The sequence below is a fragment of the Escherichia sp. WS338 genome (assembly GCF_046486405.1).
In the GTDB taxonomy this organism is placed as follows: domain Bacteria; phylum Pseudomonadota; class Gammaproteobacteria; order Enterobacterales; family Enterobacteriaceae; genus Escherichia; species Escherichia coli.
In genome coordinates this window covers 1-19,874 of sequence record NZ_JBJQLL010000038.1, presented here as the reverse complement: position 1 = coordinate 19,874, position 19,874 = coordinate 1, and the positions used below count along the sequence as shown (strand labels likewise).

Below are 19,874 nucleotides of genomic sequence, written 5' to 3'. Positions count from 1 at the left end.
ATCATCACTCATACTCTGCCCGACACATCGCCACCGTATCTTCTATCAGACGGCGCGCTACGGTGCCGGGCGGCGGGAGTAACGGCAAATCGTCATAGCGATACCAGTTCGCCTCGAGCAATTCTTTCGGGTCGATCACGATGTCGCCGCTGTCATATTCCGCCATAAACGCGGTCATTAAAGACTGAGGAAACGGCCACGGCTGGGAAGTCACATAACGCAAGTTTTTAACTTTAATTCCGCTCTCTTCCATCACTTCCCGCGCGACCGCCTGCTCGAGGGTTTCGCCCACTTCGACGAATCCGGCAAGTACCGTATGGACACCGTTGCGATGGCGGGTATGCTGGGCAAGGAGGATCGAATCATCGCGACGGATGGCAACAATAATGCAGGGGGCGATTTGCGGGTAGTAACGCTCACGGCAATGGCTGCACAGCATCGCCCATTCGGTTTTGCTTGGATACATTTCATGCCCGCAGTAACCACAGTATTTATGCGATCGGTAAAACTCCGCCAGTTGCACGCCACGTCCGGCCAGTTGAAACAGCCCAACATCGAGATCAATGACCTGACGTACCGACCCCATATCGTGACGACGCTGCTGTTGTATTAACCAAACAGGTTCCCCCTGCCATTCGCCGATTTGTAGTGCGCGCTGACCCACAAGATCGAAATTTGCCGCTTCGCCATATGGCAATTCTCCCTTCGGCAACCATAATTTTTGTTCATGGCTGACGACCCACCAGCCGTGATCTAATTTTTCAATTATACGATCCATAGCTCTTGCACTACCTTTGCATCACTGGCATGTTTAACATGGTTTTTACATTTCTCACTGAGCAGTTTTTGAATACAAACTTGCGGAGTCAATCATGCTTAACCAGCTCGATAACCTGACGGAGCGCGTCAGAGGAAGTAACAAACTGGTTGATCGCTGGCTACATGTACGTAAGCATCTGCTCGTGGCTTACTACAATCTGGTTGGCATTAAGCCTGGCAAAGAATCGTACATGAGGCTAAACGAAAAAGCCCTTGATGATTTTTGTCAGAGCCTGGTCGATTACTTGTCTGCCGGGCATTTCAGTATTTATGAGCGCATTCTTCATAAGCTGGAAGGCAACGGGCAACTCGCGCGCGCCGCGAAGATTTGGCCGCAACTCGAAGCCAATACCCAACAGATTATGGATTACTACGATTCCAGCCTGGAAACCGCCATCGATCATGATAATTACCTTGAGTTTCAACAGGTTTTATCTGACATCGGCGAGGCGCTGGAAGCGCGCTTTGTGCTGGAAGATAAGCTGATTCTGCTGGTGCTTGACGCCGCCCGCGTCAAACATCCTGCTTGAGTTCTGCGCTGTTAACGCGTAATTTACATTCAACGCCCCGTTTGTGGGGCTAATTTCTTGTCGGAGTGCCTTAACTGGCTGAGACCGTTTATTCGGGATCCGCGGAACCTGATCAGGCTAATACCTGCGAAGGGAACAAGAGTTAATCTGCTATCGCATCGCCTTTGCGGCGATCGTCTCTTGCTTCATCCGTCGTCTGACAAGCCACGTCCTTAACTTTTTGGAATGAGCTATGTCTGCAACAAAACTGACCCGCCGCGAACAACGCGCCCAGGCCCAACATTTTATCGACACCCTGGAAGGCACCGCCTTTCCCAACTCAAAACGCATTTATATCACTGGCACACAACCCGGCGTGCGCGTGCCGATGCGTGAGATCCAGCTTAGCCCGACGCTAATTGGCGGTAGCAAAGAACAGCCGCAGTTTGAAGAAAACGAAGCGATTCCGGTCTACGACACCTCCGGCCCGTATGGCGATCCACAGATCGCCATTAACGTGCAGCAAGGGCTGGCAAAACTACGTCAGCCGTGGATCGATGCGCGCGGCGATACCGAAGAACTTACCGTTCGCAGTTCCGATTACACTAAAGCGCGGCTGGCAGATGATGGCCTCGACGAGCTACGTTTTAGCGGCGTATTAACCCCAAAGCGCGCCAAAGCAGGACGTCGCGTCACCCAACTGCACTACGCCCGCCGGGGCATCATCACGCCCGAAATGGAATTCATCGCCATTCGCGAGAATATGGGTCGCGAGCGCATACGTAGCGAAGTTTTACGCCACCAGCATCCGGGAATGAGCTTTGGCGCACGTCTGCCGGAAAATATCACTGCGGAATTTGTCCGTGATGAAGTTGCTGCCGGACGCGCGATTATCCCGGCCAACATTAATCATCCGGAATCGGAGCCGATGATTATTGGTCGCAATTTCCTGGTAAAAGTTAACGCCAATATCGGCAACTCGGCGGTCACCTCTTCCATCGAAGAAGAAGTGGAAAAGCTGGTATGGTCCACGCGCTGGGGAGCGGATACGGTGATGGATCTCTCCACCGGTCGCTATATTCACGAAACCCGCGAGTGGATTTTGCGTAACAGCCCGGTGCCGATCGGTACAGTGCCGATCTACCAGGCGCTGGAGAAGGTTAACGGGATCGCCGAAGATCTTACCTGGGAAGCGTTCCGCGACACGCTGCTGGAACAGGCCGAGCAAGGTGTGGATTACTTCACTATCCATGCGGGCGTACTGCTGCGCTATGTGCCGATGACCGCGAAACGCCTGACTGGTATCGTCTCTCGCGGCGGTTCGATTATGGCGAAATGGTGCCTCTCCCATCATCAGGAAAATTTCCTCTATCAACACTTCCGCGAAATTTGTGAAATCTGTGCCGCTTATGACGTTTCGCTGTCGCTGGGCGACGGTCTGCGCCCCGGTTCTGTTCAGGACGCCAACGATGAAGCGCAATTTGCCGAGCTGCATACGCTGGGTGAACTGACCAAAATCGCCTGGGAATATGACGTACAGGTGATGATTGAAGGCCCAGGCCACGTGCCGATGCAGATGATCCGCCGCAATATGACCGAGGAGTTAGAGCACTGCCACGAAGCGCCGTTTTACACTCTGGGGCCGCTAACTACCGATATCGCGCCGGGTTATGACCACTTCACGTCGGGGATTGGTGCGGCGATGATTGGCTGGTTTGGCTGCGCGATGCTCTGTTACGTAACGCCAAAAGAGCATCTGGGTCTGCCTAATAAAGAAGATGTTAAGCAGGGGCTTATCACCTATAAGATTGCCGCCCACGCCGCTGACCTGGCGAAAGGGCATCCGGGCGCGCAAATTCGCGATAACGCCATGTCGAAAGCCCGCTTCGAATTTCGCTGGGAAGACCAGTTTAATCTGGCCCTCGACCCGTTTACCGCCCGCGCTTATCACGATGAAACCCTGCCGCAAGAGTCCGGTAAAGTCGCCCATTTTTGCTCCATGTGTGGGCCGAAATTCTGCTCGATGAAAATCAGCCAGGAAGTGCGTGATTACGCCGCCGCGCAAACCATTGAAGTGGGAATGGCGGATATGTCGGAGAACTTCCGCGCCAGAGGCGGAGAAATCTACCTGCGTAAGGAGGAAGCGTGATGTATCAGCCTGATTTTCCTCCTGTACCTTTTCGTTTAGGACTGTACCCGGTGGTGGACAGCGTACAGTGGATCGAACGTCTGTTGGATGCAGGCGTGCGTACTCTCCAGCTACGCATCAAAGATCGGCGCGATGAAGAGGTGGAAGCCGATGTCGTGGCGGCAATTGCGCTGGGCCGCCGCTATAACGCGCGATTGTTTATCAACGATTACTGGCGGCTGGCGATCAAGCATCAGGCATATGGCGTCCATCTGGGGCAGGAAGATTTGCAAGCCACCGATCTCAGCGCCATCCGCGCGGCTGGTCTGCGGCTGGGCGTTTCGACACATGATGATATGGAAATCGACGTCGCGCTGGCAGCACGTCCTTCTTATATCGCGCTGGGACATGTGTTCCCGACGCAAACCAAACAGATGCCTTCTGCACCGCAGGGGCTGGAACAGCTGGCACGGCATGTTGAGCGCCTGGCGGATTATCCCACCGTGGCGATTGGCGGTATCAGTCTGCCGCGCGCGCCAGCGGTAATGGCGACGGGTGTCGGCAGTATCGCCGTTGTCAGCGCCATTACTCAAGCCGCAGACTGGCGTTTGGCAACGGCACAGTTGCTGGAAATTGCAGGAGTTGGCGATGAATGACCGTGACTTTATGCGTTATAGCCGCCAAATCCTGCTCGACGATATCGCTCTTGACGGGCAGCAAAAACTGCTCGACAGCCAGGTGCTGATTATCGGTCTTGGCGGGCTGGGTACACCTGCTGCGCTATACCTGGCGGGCGCTGGCGTCGGGACGCTGGTACTGGCAGATGACGACGATGTGCATTTAAGCAATCTGCAACGACAAATCCTCTTTACCACTGAAGATATCGATCGCCCGAAATCGCAGGTCAGCCATCAGCGACTGACACAGTTGAATCCCGATATTCAACTGACAGCATTACAACAACGGTTAACGGGTGAGGCGTTAAAAGATGCGGTTGCACAAGCCGATGTGGTGCTCGACTGTACCGACAATATGGCGACTCGCCAGGAGATTAATGCCGCCTGCGTGGCACTCAACACACCGCTTATCACCGCCAGCGCGGTCGGATTTGGCGGTCAGTTGATGGTACTGACGCCGCCCTGGGAGCAGGGGTGTTACCGCTGCCTGTGGCCAGATAACCAGGAGCCAGAACGCAACTGCCGCACGGCGGGCGTGGTTGGCCCGGTGGTCGGGGTTATGGGCACTTTGCAGGCACTGGAAGCCATTAAGTTATTAAGCGGTATAGAGACGCCTGCGGGAGAACTCCGACTGTTCGACGGTAAGTCTAGCCAGTGGCGCAGCCTGGCGTTGCGCCGCGCCAGTGGTTGCCCGGTATGCGGAGGAAGCAATGCAGATCCTGTTTAACGATCAACCGATGCAGTGCGCCGCCGGGCAAACTGTTCACGAACTACTGGAGCAACTCGACCAACGACAAGCGGGCGCGGCTCTGGCGATTAATCAGCAAATCGTCCCGCGTGATCAATGGGCGCAACATATCGTGCAGGATGGCGACCAGATCCTGCTTTTTCAGGTTATTGCAGGGGGTTGAGATGTTACGTATTGCGGACAAAACGTTTGATTCACATCTGTTTACCGGCACCGGGAAATTCGCTTCTTCACAACTGATGGTGGAGGCGATCCGCGCTTCCGGCAGCCAGCTGGTGACGCTGGCGATGAAACGTGTCGACTTGCGCCAGCACAACGACGCTATCCTCGAACCGCTTATCGCGGCGGGTGTGACCCTGCTGCCGAATACTTCCGGGGCGAAAACAGCGGAAGAAGCCATTTTCGCCGCCCATCTGGCACGTGAAGCATTAGGCACAAACTGGCTAAAATTAGAGATTCACCCTGACGCCCGCTGGCTGTTGCCCGATCCCATCGAAACCCTGAAAGCCGCCGAAACGCTGGTACAACAGGGATTTGTCGTGCTGCCTTACTGCGGGGCCGATCCGGTATTGTGTAAACGTCTGGAAGAAGTCGGCTGTGCAGCGGTGATGCCGCTCGGCGCGCCGATTGGCTCGAATCAGGGACTGGAAACCCGCGCCATGCTGGAGATTATTATCCAGCAGGCCACGGTTCCGGTGGTTGTCGATGCTGGCATCGGCGTTCCCAGCCATGCCGCGCAGGCGCTGGAAATGGGGGCCGACGCGGTGTTAGTGAATACGGCGATTGCCGTCGCGGACGATCCCGTCAACATGGCGAAGGCATTTCGTCTGGCAGTAGAAGCAGGCCTGCTGGCACGGCAGTCCGGACCGGGCAGCCGCAGTCATTTTGCTCATGCCACCAGCCCGCTGACCGGATTTCTGGAGGCATCGGCATGAAAACCTTCAGCGATCGCTGGCGACAACTGGACTGGGACAACATCCGCCTGCGTATCAACGGCAAAACGGCTGCTGACGTAGAGCGGGCGCTAAATGTCTCGCAACTCACCCGCGACGATATGATGGCGCTGTTATCGCCAGCCGCCAGTGGCTATCTGGAACCACTGGCCCAACGGGCGCAGCGTCTGACCCGTCAGCGATTTGGCAACGTCGTCAGCTTCTACGTCCCGCTTTATCTTTCCAATCTTTGCGCTAACGACTGCACGTACTGCGGATTCTCTATGAGCAACCGCATCAAGCGCAAAACGCTGGATGAAGCGGATATTGCCAGGGAAAGCGCCGCTATACGGGAGATGGGCTTTGAACATCTGCTTTTAGTCACTGGTGAACATCAGGCGAAAGTGGGGATGGATTACTTTCGTCGTCATCTCCCTGCCCTGCGTGAACAGTTCTCTTCACTACAGATGGAAGTACAGCCGCTGGCGGAGACGGAATACGCCGAGTTAAAGCAACTTGGTCTGGATGGCGTGATGGTTTATCAGGAGACATATCACGAGGCGACTTATGCCCGCCATCATCTGAAAGGCAAAAAACAGGACTTCTTCTGGCGGCTGGAAACGCCGGATCGGCTGGGCCGTGCGGGGATTGATAAGATAGGCCTCGGCGCGCTAATTGGCCTTTCCGACAGCTGGCGCGTTGACTGCTATATGGTTGCAGAACATTTGCTATGGCTGCAACAGCATTACTGGCAAAGCCGCTACTCTATCTCCTTCCCACGCCTGCGTCCATGTACTGGCGGCATTGAGCCTGCGTCGATTATGGATGAACGCCAGTTAGTGCAAACCATCTGCGCCTTCCGGCTGCTTGCACCGGAGATTGAACTGTCACTCTCCACGCGGGAATCACCGTGGTTTCGCGATCGCGTTATTCCGCTGGCAATTAATAACGTCAGCGCTTTTTCGAAAACGCAGCCAGGTGGCTATGCCGACAATCACCCCGAGCTGGAACAGTTCTCACCGCACGACGATCGCAGACCGGAAGCGGTTGCTGCCGCGTTAACTGCTCAGGGTTTGCAGCCGGTATGGAAAGACTGGGACAGCTATCTGGGACGCGCCTCGCAAAGGCCATGAGACAGAATGTAAGAACGTAAATTTATTCCGAGCCGCTACGGAAGATGAAAAACGCAAGGTTGTTGAAAGCGTTGTGTTTTTTTATGGTAGTCCCGTCAGCAGGAATGTTGTCCAGGGCGAAAAGCTTCTTCCTCGTTTCGCCCTGCCTTTCTTAAAAATTCCGTGAAGAATTGCCCTCTGAATAACACCCATAAAAAAACCCGCCGAAGCGGGTTTTTACGTTATTTGCGGATTAACGATTACTCGTTATCAGAACCGCCCAGACCTGCGTTCAGCAGTTCTGCCAGGCTGGCAGATGCGTCTTCTGCAGTCACCTGCGGTGCAGCCGGAGCTTCACCCGCAGCACGGCGACGCATACGATCCTGGTGGTACGCGTAACCGGTACCTGCCGGGATCAGACGACCCACGATAACGTTCTCTTTCAGGCCGCGCAGTTCGTCGCGTTTGCCCGCAACGGCTGCTTCGGTCAGCACGCGAGTGGTCTCCTGGAACGATGCCGCGGAGATGAAGGACTCGGTTGCCAGAGACGCTTTGGTGATACCCAGCAGATCGCGGGAGTAAGTTGCACCCACTTTGCCGTTCGCTTCCAGTTCGCGGTTTGCGATCTTGACGCGAGAGTATTCAACCTGTTCACCTTCCAGGAAGTCGGAGCTGCCCGCGTTAACGATGGTAGCTTTACGCAGCATCTGACGAACGATAACTTCGATGTGTTTATCGTTAATCTTAACGCCCTGCAGACGGTATACGTCCTGTACTTCGTTAACGATGTAACGAGTAACAGCATGAACACCACGCAGACGCAGAATGTCGTGCGGCGCTTCCGGACCGTCGGAAATTACGTCACCACGTTCTACACGTTCACCTTCGAACACGTTGAGCTGACGCCATTTTGGAATCATCTCTTCGTACGGATCGCTACCGTCTACCGGGGTGATAACCAGACGACGTTTACCTTTGGTTTCTTTACCGAAGGAAACGATACCGCTGATTTCAGCCAGGATTGCCGGCTCTTTCGGACGACGTGCTTCGAACAGATCCGCAACGCGCGGCAGACCACCGGTGATGTCCTTGGTACCGCCGGATTCCTGCGGAATACGCGCCAGGGTGTCACCAGAGCTGATCTGTACGCCATCTTCCAGCTGAACAATCGCTTTACCCGGCAGGAAGTACTGCGCAGGCATATCGGTACCCGGGATCAGTACATCGTTACCCTGAGCATCAACGATTTTCAGTGCCGGACGCAGATCTTTACCACCTGCGGTACGTTCTGCGGAATCCAGAACCACCAGCGAAGACAGACCGGTCAATTCGTCGGTCTGACGCGTAATGGTCTGACCGTCGATCATGTCAGTAAAGCGTACAAAACCGCTTACTTCGGTGATAACCGGCATGGTGTGCGGGTCCCAGTTTGCAACGGTTTCGCCGCCAGCAACCTGTTCGCCATCGCCTTTTGCCAGTACCGCACCGTAAGGTACTTTGTAGCTTTCTTTGGTACGACCGAATTCGTCGATCAGTTTCAGTTCGGTGTTACGGGAAGTGATAACCAGTTTACCGCTGGAGTTCACAACCGACTTCACGTTGCTGAGCTTGATGCTACCTTTGTTTTTCACCTGGATGCTGGATTCAGCAGCCGCACGAGATGCCGCACCACCGATGTGGAACGTACGCATGGTCAGCTGTGTACCCGGTTCACCGATGGACTGTGCCGCGATAACACCGATTGCTTCACCTTTGTTGATGATGTGGCCACGCGCCAGGTCACGACCGTAGCAGTGCGCACATACACCAAAGTCGGTGTCACAAGATACAACAGAACGTACTTTAACCGCGTCGACAGAGTTCTCTTCCAGCAGGTCACACCACTGTTCGTGCAGCAGCGTGTTGCGCGGAACGAGGATATCAGCAGTACCCGGCTTCAGAACGTCTTCAGCAGTTACACGACCCAGTACGCGATCGCGCAGCGGCTCTTTAACGTCACCACCTTCGATAACCGGAGTCATCATGATACCTTCATGAGTACCACAATCGTCTTCGGTAACCACTAGGTCCTGCGCCACGTCAACCAGACGACGAGTCAGGTAACCGGAGTTCGCCGTTTTCAGTGCGGTATCCGCCAGACCTTTACGAGCACCGTGGGTGGAGATGAAGTACTGGAGTACGTTCAGACCTTCACGGAAGTTCGCGGTGATTGGCGTTTCGATGATGGAGCCATCCGGCTTCGCCATCAGACCACGCATACCAGCAAGCTGACGAATCTGTGCCGCAGAACCACGCGCACCGGAGTCGGCCATCATGTAGATGCTGTTGAAGGAAACCTGCTTCTCTTCCTGACCGTCACGGTTAATAACGGTTTCAGTTTGCAGGTTATCCATCATCGCTTTGGATACACGATCGTTCGCCGCAGCCCAGATATCGATAACTTTGTTGTAGCGTTCGCCCGCAGTTACCAGACCAGACTGGAACTGCTCCTGAATTTCAGCAACTTCTGCTTCTGCCTCGGAGATGATTTCGTGTTTCTTCTCCGGGATGACCATGTCATCGATACCAACAGATGCACCAGAACGCGCTGCATATGCAAAGCCGGTGTACATGATCTGGTCCGCAAAAATAACGGTCGGTTTCAGACCGAGAATGCGGTAGCAGGTGTTCAGCATTTTGGAGATTGCTTTTTTACCCAGCGCCTGGTTGACGATGGAGTAAGGCAGACCTTTCGGTACAATCATCCACAGAATGGCACGGCCAACAGTCGTGTCTTTCAGGCTGGTTTTCGCTACTAATTCACCGTTAGCATCTTTTTCATACTCGGTGATACGCACTTTAACGCGCGCATGCAGAGAGGCCAGACCAGAGCGATACAGACGTTCTGCTTCTTTCGGGCCAGTCAGCACCATGCCTTCGCCTTTGGCGTTAACACAGTCACGGGTCATGTAGTACAGACCCAGTACAACGTCCTGAGACGGAACGATGATTGGTTCGCCGTTCGCCGGGGACAGGATGTTGTTGGTAGACATCATCAGCGCACGCGCTTCCAGCTGGGCTTCCAGCGTCAGCGGTACGTGAACTGCCATCTGGTCACCATCGAAGTCGGCGTTATATGCCGCACAAACCAGCGGGTGCAGCTGGATAGCTTTACCTTCGATCAGTACCGGTTCAAATGCCTGGATACCCAGACGGTGCAGAGTCGGTGCACGGTTCAGCAGTACCGGGTGTTCGCGGATAACTTCGTCCAGGATATCCCAAACGACAGCTTCTTCGCGCTCAACCATTTTCTTCGCAGCTTTAATGGTGGTAGCAAGACCACGCAGTTCCAGCTTGCCGTAGATGAACGGTTTGAACAGCTCCAGCGCCATTTTCTTCGGCAGACCGCACTGATGCAGACGCAGGTATGGACCTACGGTGATTACAGAACGACCGGAGTAGTCAACACGCTTACCGAGCAGGTTCTGACGGAAACGACCCTGTTTACCTTTGATCATGTCGGCCAAAGATTTCAGAGGACGCTTGTTAGAACCGGTGATCGCACGACCGCGACGACCGTTATCCAGCAGGGCGTCTACCGCTTCCTGCAGCATACGTTTTTCGTTACGTACGATGATGTCCGGCGCAGCCAGATCCAGCAGACGTTTCAGACGGTTGTTACGGTTAATGACGCGACGATACAGATCGTTCAGGTCAGAAGTCGCGAAACGACCACCATCCAGCGGAACCAGCGGACGCAGATCTGGCGGCAGTACCGGCAGAACGGTCAGGATCATCCACTCTGGTTTGTTACCAGACTGAACGAACGCTTCCAGCAGTTTGATACGCTTGGTCAGCTTTTTACGCTTGGTTTCGGAGTTGGTTTCGTTCAGCTCTTCACGCAGCTGTTCGCACTCTTGCTCCAGATCCATGCTCTTCAGCAGGGCCTGGATTGCTTCCGCACCCATTTTCGCGTCGAATTCGTCACCGAACTCTTCCAGCGCGTCCAGATACTGCTCTTCAGTCAGGATCTGCTGGCGTTCCAGGTTGGTCATACCGCCTTCAATAACCACATAGGATTCGAAGTACAGTACGCGTTCGATATCGCGCAGCGGCATATCGAGCAGCAGGCCGATACGGGACGGCAGCGATTTCAGGAACCAGATGTGCGCAGTCGGGGAAGCCAGTTCGATGTGGCCCATACGCTCACGGCGTACTTTAGTCTGGGTCACTTCAACGCCGCACTTCTCACAGATGACACCACGGTGTTTCAGGCGCTTGTACTTACCGCACAGGCACTCGTAATCTTTTACCGGCCCAAAGATACGGGCGCAGAAAAGGCCGTCACGTTCTGGTTTGAACGTACGGTAGTTGATGGTTTCCGGCTTTTTAACTTCACCGAAAGACCATGAACGGATCATGTCTGGCGAAGCCAGAGCAATTTTGATCGCATCAAACTCTTCGGTTTTAGTCTGCGCTTTCAGAAACTTTAATAAATCTTTCACGGATTTGCTCCCGTCGGAGTTAGCACAATCCGCTGCCGGGTTTTACCCCGACAGCAGTGACCTGTTTGAGCGAGAATTACTCGTCTTCCAGTTCGATGTTGATACCCAGCGAACGAATCTCTTTCAACAATACGTTGAAGGATTCTGGCATGCCCGGCTCCATCTGATGGTTGCCGTCCACGATGTTTTTATACATCTTAGTACGACCGTTCACGTCATCAGACTTAACGGTGAGCATTTCCTGCAGGGTGTATGCTGCGCCGTATGCTTCCAGCGCCCACACTTCCATCTCCCCGAAACGCTGACCACCGAACTGTGCCTTACCACCCAGCGGCTGCTGAGTAACCAGGCTGTAAGAACCGGTGGAACGCGCGTGCATCTTGTCGTCGACCAGGTGGTTCAGTTTCAGCATGTACATGTAACCAACGGTTACCGGACGCTCGAACTGTTCACCAGTGCGGCCGTCGTACAGGCGGATCTGACCAGAAGTCGGCAGGTCGCCAAGTTTCAGCAGCTCTTTAATTTCTGCTTCTTTCGCACCGTCGAACACCGGCGTTGCGATTGGCATACCTTTGCGCAGGTTTTCAGCCAGACGCATAACTTCTTCATCGCTGAAGGTACTCAGGTCAACTTTCTGACGAACGTCAGCGCCCAGATCGTACGCACGCTGGATGAATTCGCGCAGTTTCGCGACTTCTTGCTGCTGTTTCAGCATGGCGTTGATCTTGTCGCCGATACCTTTCGCAGCCATACCCAGGTGGGTTTCGAGGATCTGACCGATGTTCATACGAGACGGTACGCCCAGCGGGTTCAGTACGATGTCTACCGGCGTACCGTTTTCATCGTAAGGCATATCTTCGATCGGGTTGATCTTAGAAATTACACCCTTGTTACCATGACGACCTGCCATCTTGTCACCAGGCTGGATACGGCGTTTAACCGCCAGATATACCTTAACAATCTTCAGCACGCCCGGTGCCAGATCGTCGCCCTGGGTGATTTTGCGGCGTTTCGCTTCGAGTTTCTTCTCGAACTCGTGTTTCAGTTCGTCATACTGCTCAGCCAGCTGTTCCAGCTGATTTTGTTTCTCTTCGTCGGTCAGGCCCAGCTCCAGCCAGCGATCGCGCGGCAGTTTGTCGAGCTTCTCAGCTTCAACGCCACCGGCTACCAGCACAGCACGGATACGGCTGAACAGACCCGCTTCGAGGATCTGCAGTTCTTCAGACAGGTCTTTCTTCGCCTGTTTGAGCTGCATTTCTTCGATTTCCAGCGCACGTTTGTCTTTTTCTACGCCATCGCGAGTAAAGACCTGAACGTCGATAACCGTACCGGATACACCGTTTGGTACGCGCAGAGAAGAGTCTTTAACGTCAGACGCTTTCTCACCGAAGATCGCACGCAGCAATTTTTCTTCTGGGGTCAGCTGAGTTTCACCTTTCGGCGTAACCTTACCAACCAGAATGTCGCCACCGGTCACTTCCGCACCAATGTAAACGATACCGGATTCATCCAGTTTGGAGAGCGCAGCTTCACCCACGTTCGGGATGTCAGCGGTGATCTCTTCTGGCCCCAGCTTGGTGTCACGGGACACACACGCCAGTTCCTGAATGTGGATGGTGGTGAAACGGTCTTCCTGAACAACACGCTCGGATACGAGGATGGAGTCTTCGAAGTTGTAACCATTCCACGGCATGAACGCTACGCGCATGTTCTGACCAAGCGCCAGTTCACCGAGGTCGGTGGACGGACCGTCTGCCAGCACGTCGCCACGTTCAACCGGTTCACCCAGAGACACACACGGCATCTGGTTGATACAGGTGTTCTGGTTAGAACGGGTGTATTTGGTCAGGTTGTAGATGTCGATACCTGCTTCACCCGGATACATCTCGTCTTCGTTAACTTTGATAACGATACGGGAAGCATCCACGTACTGAACGACACCACCACGTTTAGCAACCGCCGTTACACCGGAGTCAACGGCAACAGCACGTTCCATACCAGTACCAACCAGCGGCTTATCAGCACGCAGAGTCGGAACGGCCTGACGTTGCATGTTCGCACCCATCAATGCACGGTTGGCGTCATCGTGTTCCAGGAACGGGATCAGGGACGCACCGACGGATACCACCTGCTGGGTGGATACGTCCATGTAGTCAACCTGGTCACGGCTGAACAAGCTGGATTCGCCTTTGCTACGGCAAGTTACCAGGTCTTCTACGAAGTGGCCTTCTTCATCCAGGTTGGAGTTCGCCTGGGCGATAACGTAGTTGCCTTCTTCGATAGCAGACAGGTAGTGAATTTCGTCAGTTACAACACCGTCGGTCACTTTACGATACGGAGTCTCAAGGAAGCCGTATTCGTTAGTCTGTGCGTACACGGACAGAGAGTTGATCAGACCGATGTTCGGACCTTCAGGGGTTTCGATTGGACATACGCGACCGTAGTGAGTCGGGTGTACGTCTCGAACTTCGAAGCCTGCACGTTCACGGGTCAGACCACCTGGGCCGAGTGCGGAGATACGACGTTTGTGCGTAATCTCAGACAGCGGGTTGTTCTGGTCCATAAACTGAGACAGCTGGCTGGAACCGAAGAACTCTTTCACTGCTGCAGAAATCGGCTTGGCGTTGATCATATCCTGAGGCATCAGGGTATCCAGATCGCCCAGAGACAGACGCTCTTTCACCGCACGCTCTACACGTACCAGGCCAACGCGGAACTGGTTTTCCGCCATTTCGCCAACGGAACGGATACGACGGTTGCCGAGGTGGTCTATATCATCGACTTCGCCTTTACCGTTACGGATATCGATGAGCTTTTTCATAACATCAATGATGTCGTCTTTGCTCAGGATACCGGAACCTTCGATTTCTTCGCGCAGCAGAGAACGGTTGAACTTCATACGACCAACCGCAGACAGGTCATAACGGTCTTCGGAGAAGAACAGATTCTCGAACAGGCTTTCAGCTGCTTCACGAGTCGGCGGCTCGCCAGGGCGCATCATGCGGTAGATTTCTACCAGTGCGCTCAGACGGTCGTTAGTTGGGTCGACACGTAAGGTTTCAGAGATATACGGGCCGTGATCCAGGTCGTTTGTGAACAGCGTTTCGATACGCTTGTGACCAGACTGGCTCAGCTTAGCCAGCAGATCCAGGCTCAGCTCCATGTTCGCTGCGCAGATCAGCTCGCCGGTAGACTCATCAATATAGTCTTTAGCAACCACTTTACCTGCGATGTACTCAACCGGGACTTCGATCAGTTTGACGTCGTCTTTTTCCAGCTGGCGAATGTGGCGCGCAGTGATACGGCGGCCTTTTTCTACGTACACTTTACCGTTAGCTTCGATGTCAAAAGATGCGGTTTCACCACGCAGGCGTTCCGGCACCAGTTCCATCTGCAGCTTGTTATCACGGATTTCAAAGATAACTTTTTCAAAGAACAGGTCAAGGATCTGCTCTGTGGTGTAGTTCAGGGCGCGCAGAATGATGGTCGCAGGCAGTTTACGGCGACGGTCGATACGTACGAACAGGTTGTCCTTCGGATCGAATTCGAAGTCCAGCCAGGAACCACGGTAAGGGATGATGCGCGCGTTATACAGCACTTTACCCGAAGAGTGGGTTTTACCTTTGTCGGAGTCAAAGAAGACGCCCGGACTACGGTGCAGCTGGGAAACGATAACACGCTCAGTACCGTTGATAACAAAGGTACCGTTGTCTGTCATGAGCGGAATTTCGCCCATGTAGACTTCTTGTTCTTTAATGTCTTTTACGGTGCCTTCCGGCGCTTCGCGCTCATAGATCACCAGACGCAGTTTAACGCGCAGCGGTGCGGAATAGGTCACGCCACGGATTTGACATTCCTGGACGTCAAACACCGGTTCGCCAAGGCGGTAGCTGACGTATTGCAGCTCGGAATTACCGCTGTAGCTCTGAATCGGGAATACGGAACGGAAAGCAGCTTCCAGACCATACTGCCCTTCAGGATCTTGCTCGATAAATTTCTGAAACGAGTCAAGCTGGATAGAAAGGAGATAAGGTACATCCAGAACTTGTGGACGTTTACCAAAATCCTTACGAATACGTTTTTTCTCGGTATAGGAGTAAACCATAGGGTTCCTCAGCTCGCTGACAAGTCGACCCATCTGTCCATTGAGCGGACAGTTTGTGCAACACTATTTTGTTGACCGGAAAATGGAACACTTTCCGCAATGCCTGTTGCTATCACGCTTAAACCATTTCATTGCGATTTACACAGAACGGACGTCCTGTCGCAGTATATTAAGTCGTCGATAGAAACAAGCATTGAAAGGCACAGCAGTAGTCAAACAGTGTGAAACGCTACTGGCGCCTTACAGCGCAAAAAGGCTGGTGACTAAAAAGTCACCAGCCATCAGCCTGATTTCTCAGGCTGCAACCGGAAGGGTTGGCTTATTTAACTTCAACTTCAGCGCCAGCTTCTTCCAGAGCTTTTTTCAGTGCTTCTGCGTCGTCTTTGCTCACGCCTTCTTTCAGAGCAGCCGGTGCAGATTCTACCAGGTCTTTAGCTTCTTTCAGACCCAGGCCAGTTGCGCCACGTACTGCTTTGATAACAGCAACTTTGTTAGCGCCAGCAGCTTTCAGAATTACGTCGAATTCAGTTTTTTCTTCAGCAGCTTCAACCGGGCCAGCAGCTACAGCTACAGCAGCAGCAGCGGAAACACCGAATTTTTCTTCCATTGCAGAGATCAGTTCTACAACGTCCATTACAGACATAGCTGCAACTGCTTCAATGATTTGATCTTTAGTGATAGACATTTAAATTGTTCCTGAATATCAGAATAAGTTTATACGTAAGCGAATGCGTTAAAAAGATAACTGCGATTAAGCAGCTTCTTTCGCATCGCGTACAGCAGCCAGAGTACGAACCAGTTTGCCAGCCGAAGCTTCTTTCATGGTTGCCATCAGGCGTGCAATTGCTTCTTCGTAGGTCGGCAGAGTTGCCAGGCGGTCGATCTGAGACGCCGGGATCAGCTCACCTTCAAAGGCAGCGGCTTTGACCTCAAATTTTGCATTCGCTTTCGCGAACTCTTTGAACAGACGAGCAGCAGCGCCCGGGTGTTCCATAGAGTATGCAATCAGGGTCGGACCAACAAACGCGTCTTTCAGGCACTCGAACGGAGTACCTTCAACAGCACGGCGCAGCAGGGTGTTACGAACAACACGCATGTATACGCCAGCTTCGCGACCTGCTTTACGCAGTTCAGTCATTTTATCTACAGTTACGCCACGGGAATCCGCAACTACTGCAGACAGCGCGCCTTTGGCTACTTCGCTGACTTCAGCAACAATCGCTTGTTTGTCTTGAAGATTTAAAGCCATTAGCTTTGCTCCTGGATGTTTGCCAGAGAAAATCTCTGGAACTCACTTCACTCCTCCAAACGGAGAGAGCGTCTTAATTACGGTGAGCAGAAACAAGCCAGAATATAAAAGAATAATCTTAGCGTTCTGTCACCGTCTACGCAGGGGATTAAGTTTCTTGCGAAACTCCTGCGGTCTTCGACGGAGGCCTGGATAGGCCAGGCTCCAACGAACAAATCTTTTCTATCCGTCGCTATTCAGCTTGTGGCGGCGTTGGCTTCCTTCGTTCGCACCAGTCACATAGTTAACTATGCTCCTGGCGACTCGCTCAGTTACCGCCTTGCCACAACCCGAATATCTCGGATATACGTCTGCATTAAGCATTATACGTGGGGGTAAGATTGTAGACAAAATCACCGCCCACGTAAAGGCATTAGTTTACAGAAGCGCTCAGGCCAGCCTGGTCAACTGCAACACCTGCACCCATGGTGGTGGAGATGCTAACTTTCTTGATGTACACGCCTTTCGCCTGAGTCGGTTTTGCTTTTTTCAGCGCAACCAGCAGAGCTTCCAGGTTTTCTTTCAGTTTGTCAGCGTCAAAGTCCACTTTACCGATGGTGGTGTGGATGATGCCGTTTTTGTCGTTACGGTAACGAACCTGGCCAGCTTTAGCGTTTTTAACCGCTTCAGCAACGTTCGGCGTTACAGTACCCACTTTCGGGTTTGGCATCAGGCCGCGCGGACCCAGAACCTGGCCCAGCTGGCCAACAACGCGCATTGCATCCGGAGAAGCAATAACAACGTCAAAGTTCATTTCGCCTTTCTTGATCTGGTCAGCCAGATCTTCCATACCTACCAGTTCAGCACCTGCAGCTTTAGCAGCTTCAGCGTTTGCACCCTGGGTAAATACGGCTACGCGAACGGAACGGCCAGTACCGTGCGGCAGTACAGTTGCACCACGTACGTTCTGGTCAGATTTACGAGCGTCGATGCCGAGGTTAACAGCTACGTCCACGCTTTCTACGAATTTAGCAGTCGCCAGTTCTTTCAGCAGAGCGATAGCTTCGTTGATGTCGTACTGTTTGGTTGCATCAACTTTCTCGCGGATAACACGCATGCGCTTGGTCAGTTTAGCCATTTCTTAGTCCTCCACTACCAGGCCCATGGAACGTGCAGTACCTTCGATGGAGCGAGTCATCGCTTCAATGTCGGCACCAGTCATGTCGGCAGCTTTGGTCTGCGCGATTTCCTGCAGCTGAGCGCGGGAAATTTTACCCACTTTGTCTTTGTTCGGCTTACCGGAACCAGACTTGATACCAGCCGCTTTTTTCAGCAGAACTGCTGCTGGCGGAGTCTTGGTAACGAAAGTGAAAGAACGGTCAGCGTAAACGGTGATTACTACCGGAATCGGCAGACCTTTTTCGATGGAATCAGTTTTTGCGTTGAACGCTTTGCAGAATTCCATGATGTTTACGCCCTGCTGACCCAGAGCCGGACCTACTGGCGGACTCGGGTTAGCCATACCAGCTGCAACCTGCAGCTTGACATAGGCTTGTACTTTCTTAGCCATTATAAATTCCTCAAGTTGGGTAATAACGCCTCTGAGAGGCTCCCCGTGATATAAAAAATCGTTTTACGGGCAAGGCCCATAAAAACAAAAGGCGCGAAATTGTATTCCAATCTCGCGCCTTGTGCAACGATTAAATCGCCGCTTTTTTGATCGCTGGGTTAAGCTTTTTCAACCTGGCTGAAGTCCAGCTCTACCGGGGTCGCACGACCGAAGATAGAAACAGACACTTTCAGACGAGATTTCTCGTAATCCACTTCTTCAACAACACCGTTGAAGTCAGCGAACGGACCATCATTAACACGGACCATTTCACCCGGTTCAAACAGCGTTTTCGGACGCGGCTTATCACCAACCTGCTGCAGGCGGTTCATAATCGCATCGACTTCTTTATCGCTGATTGGTGCAGGACGATCGGAAGTACCGCCGATGAAGCCCATCACACGCGGTACGCTGCGCACCAGGTGCCAGCTCGCGTCGTTCATCACCATCTGAACGAGGACGTAGCCAGGGAAGAATTTACGTTCGCTTTTGCGACGCTGACCGCCACGGATTTCAACCACTTCTTCGGTTGGTACCATGACTTCACCAAACAAATCTTCCATGTTGTGTAATTTGATATGCTCACGCAGCGACGTTGCTACGCGGCCTTCAAAACCGGAAAACGCCTGAACGACGTACCAGCGCTTTTTAGGAGCTTCAGACATCTCAGAACCTCAGGCCAGTGATAAAGGATACCAGGCGAACCAGAATACCATCCAGTCCCCACAGGATCAGTGACATTACTGCGGTAACCGCAGCCACAATCAGCGTGGTGTGCAATGTTTCCTGGCGAGTCGGCCAAATGACCTTACGGACTTCGGTACGCGCTTCACGGGCAAAAGCAACGGTAGCTTTACCTTTTGTCGTTAACAGCGCGACACCACCCGCTGCAGCAATCAGAATTACTACGGCCAGCGCACGCAGCGGCAGCATAATGTCGCGATAAAGATAGTTGCCGACAATCGCCACCAGGAGCAATGCCACCACAACGACCCACTTCATCGCTTCCAGGCCGCGCCCGCTTCCTTGAGCTTCGGTATTCGCACTCATAAACCAACCTGTCAGAAGTATTCTACAAACATTTTCACCCCGCGATCGCGAGGCAAACCAAATCGAAACGCGTATTAGCTTTTCGGATTATACGCCCTCAACAGAGCCTGTCTCAGCAATGATTATGACAAAGAAAATCACTGATGAGCCAGGTTCTGGTACGAAAGCGTGCAAAAAGGGCATCAAATGATGCCCTTTTAGTGCGCATTGCGTCAAATGTTATCGGCAATTAGCTCAGAACTTTTGCTACAACGCCCGCGCCAACGGTACGGCCGCCTTCACGGATTGCGAAACGCAGACCGTCGTCCATCGCGATCGGGTGGATCAGGGTAACAACCATTTTGATGTTGTCGCCCGGCATTACCATCTCTACGCCTTCCGGCAGTTCGATGGTACCAGTCACGTCAGTAGTACGGAAGTAGAACTGCGGACGGTAGCCTTTGAAGAACGGAGTATGACGGCCGCCTTCATCT

Annotated in this window: 16 protein-coding genes, 1 pseudogene and 1 riboswitch; of the genes and pseudogenes, 7 read left to right on the top strand and 10 right to left on the bottom strand. The window is 53.2% G+C overall.

Annotated elements, in window-relative coordinates; translation table 11 throughout:
• Positions 1–4: 4 nt before the first annotated feature.
• The gene (gene nudC / locus ACJHWT_RS21620; RefSeq protein WP_000373929.1) at positions 5–778 is read right to left on the bottom strand and encodes an NAD(+) diphosphatase; all 774 of its coding nucleotides are present in this window, start codon (positions 776–778) and stop codon (positions 5–7) included.
• Between the two features lie 94 nt (positions 779–872).
• On the opposite strand from nudC, the gene rsd reads away from it, so the two are divergent.
• From rsd to thiH, 7 genes are all read left to right on the top strand, one after another.
• On the top strand, positions 873–1,349 hold the full coding sequence (rsd, locus tag ACJHWT_RS21615) for a sigma D regulator (RefSeq protein WP_000934302.1): 477 nt from the start codon (positions 873–875) through the stop codon (positions 1,347–1,349).
• A 51-nt stretch (positions 1,350–1,400) separates the two neighbouring features.
• Positions 1,401–1,501: riboswitch (TPP riboswitch) on the top strand.
• A gap of 80 nt (positions 1,502–1,581) precedes the next feature.
• Positions 1,582–3,477 carry a phosphomethylpyrimidine synthase ThiC gene (thiC, locus tag ACJHWT_RS21610; protein ID WP_001276901.1) on the top strand — a complete coding sequence of 632 codons (1,896 nt, stop codon included), beginning with the start codon at positions 1,582–1,584 and terminating at the stop codon, positions 3,475–3,477.
• Positions 3,477–4,112, top strand: coding sequence for a thiamine phosphate synthase (gene thiE, locus ACJHWT_RS21605; RefSeq protein WP_000284606.1), 636 nt, complete (start codon positions 3,477–3,479; stop codon positions 4,110–4,112). Before thiC ends, thiE begins: the two co-directional genes overlap by 1 nt.
• Positions 4,105–4,860: a thiazole biosynthesis adenylyltransferase ThiF gene (gene thiF, locus ACJHWT_RS21600; RefSeq protein WP_001318171.1), complete on the top strand. Its 756-nt coding sequence runs from the start codon at positions 4,105–4,107 to the stop codon at positions 4,858–4,860. The genes thiE and thiF overlap by 8 nt, the downstream gene beginning before the upstream one ends.
• On the top strand, positions 4,844–5,044 hold the full coding sequence (gene thiS, locus ACJHWT_RS21595) for a sulfur carrier protein ThiS (protein WP_001166229.1): 201 nt from the start codon (positions 4,844–4,846) through the stop codon (positions 5,042–5,044). The genes thiF and thiS overlap by 17 nt, the downstream gene beginning before the upstream one ends.
• A gap of 1 nt (position 5,045) precedes the next feature.
• The gene (gene thiG, locus ACJHWT_RS21590; protein WP_000944103.1) at positions 5,046–5,816 is read left to right on the top strand and encodes a thiazole synthase; all 771 of its coding nucleotides are present in this window, start codon (positions 5,046–5,048) and stop codon (positions 5,814–5,816) included.
• Positions 5,813–6,946, top strand: a complete 1,134-nt coding sequence (thiH, locus tag ACJHWT_RS21585) for a 2-iminoacetate synthase ThiH (RefSeq protein ID WP_000847482.1) — start codon at positions 5,813–5,815, stop codon at positions 6,944–6,946. Before thiG ends, thiH begins: the two co-directional genes overlap by 4 nt.
• 239 nt (positions 6,947–7,185) lie before the next feature.
• On the opposite strand, the gene rpoC is transcribed toward thiH, so the two are convergent.
• The 9 genes and pseudogenes from rpoC to tuf all read right to left on the bottom strand — a co-directional run.
• Entirely contained in the window at positions 7,186–11,409 is a 4,224-nt protein-coding gene (gene rpoC, locus ACJHWT_RS21580; protein WP_000653944.1) for a DNA-directed RNA polymerase subunit beta', read from the bottom strand.
• A gap of 76 nt (positions 11,410–11,485) precedes the next feature.
• On the bottom strand, positions 11,486–15,514 hold the full coding sequence (gene rpoB, locus ACJHWT_RS21575; protein WP_000263098.1) for a DNA-directed RNA polymerase subunit beta: 4,029 nt from the start codon (positions 15,512–15,514) through the stop codon (positions 11,486–11,488).
• 319 nt (positions 15,515–15,833) lie between these two features.
• Positions 15,834–16,199: a 50S ribosomal protein L7/L12 gene (gene rplL / locus ACJHWT_RS21570; RefSeq protein ID WP_000028878.1), complete on the bottom strand. Its 366-nt coding sequence runs from the start codon at positions 16,197–16,199 to the stop codon at positions 15,834–15,836.
• 66 nt (positions 16,200–16,265) lie between these two features.
• Positions 16,266–16,763 carry a 50S ribosomal protein L10 gene (gene rplJ / locus ACJHWT_RS21565; RefSeq protein WP_001207201.1) on the bottom strand — a complete coding sequence of 166 codons (498 nt, stop codon included), beginning with the start codon at positions 16,761–16,763 and terminating at the stop codon, positions 16,266–16,268.
• Between the two features lie 412 nt (positions 16,764–17,175).
• Positions 17,176–17,880 (bottom strand): 50S ribosomal protein L1, encoded by a 705-nt coding sequence (gene rplA / locus ACJHWT_RS21560; RefSeq protein WP_001096684.1) that lies wholly within the window; start codon positions 17,878–17,880, stop codon positions 17,176–17,178.
• Between the two features lie 3 nt (positions 17,881–17,883).
• Positions 17,884–18,312: a 50S ribosomal protein L11 gene (gene rplK, locus ACJHWT_RS21555; protein ID WP_001085926.1), complete on the bottom strand. Its 429-nt coding sequence runs from the start codon at positions 18,310–18,312 to the stop codon at positions 17,884–17,886.
• A 158-nt stretch (positions 18,313–18,470) separates the two neighbouring features.
• Positions 18,471–19,016 carry a transcription termination/antitermination protein NusG gene (nusG, locus tag ACJHWT_RS21550; RefSeq protein ID WP_001287516.1) on the bottom strand — a complete coding sequence of 182 codons (546 nt, stop codon included), beginning with the start codon at positions 19,014–19,016 and terminating at the stop codon, positions 18,471–18,473.
• A 1-nt stretch (position 19,017) separates the two neighbouring features.
• Positions 19,018–19,401, bottom strand: a complete 384-nt coding sequence (gene secE / locus ACJHWT_RS21545; protein WP_001275702.1) for a preprotein translocase subunit SecE — start codon at positions 19,399–19,401, stop codon at positions 19,018–19,020.
• 229 nt (positions 19,402–19,630) lie between these two features.
• Positions 19,631–19,874: pseudogene (tuf, locus tag ACJHWT_RS21540) on the bottom strand (elongation factor Tu); the annotation flags it as partial.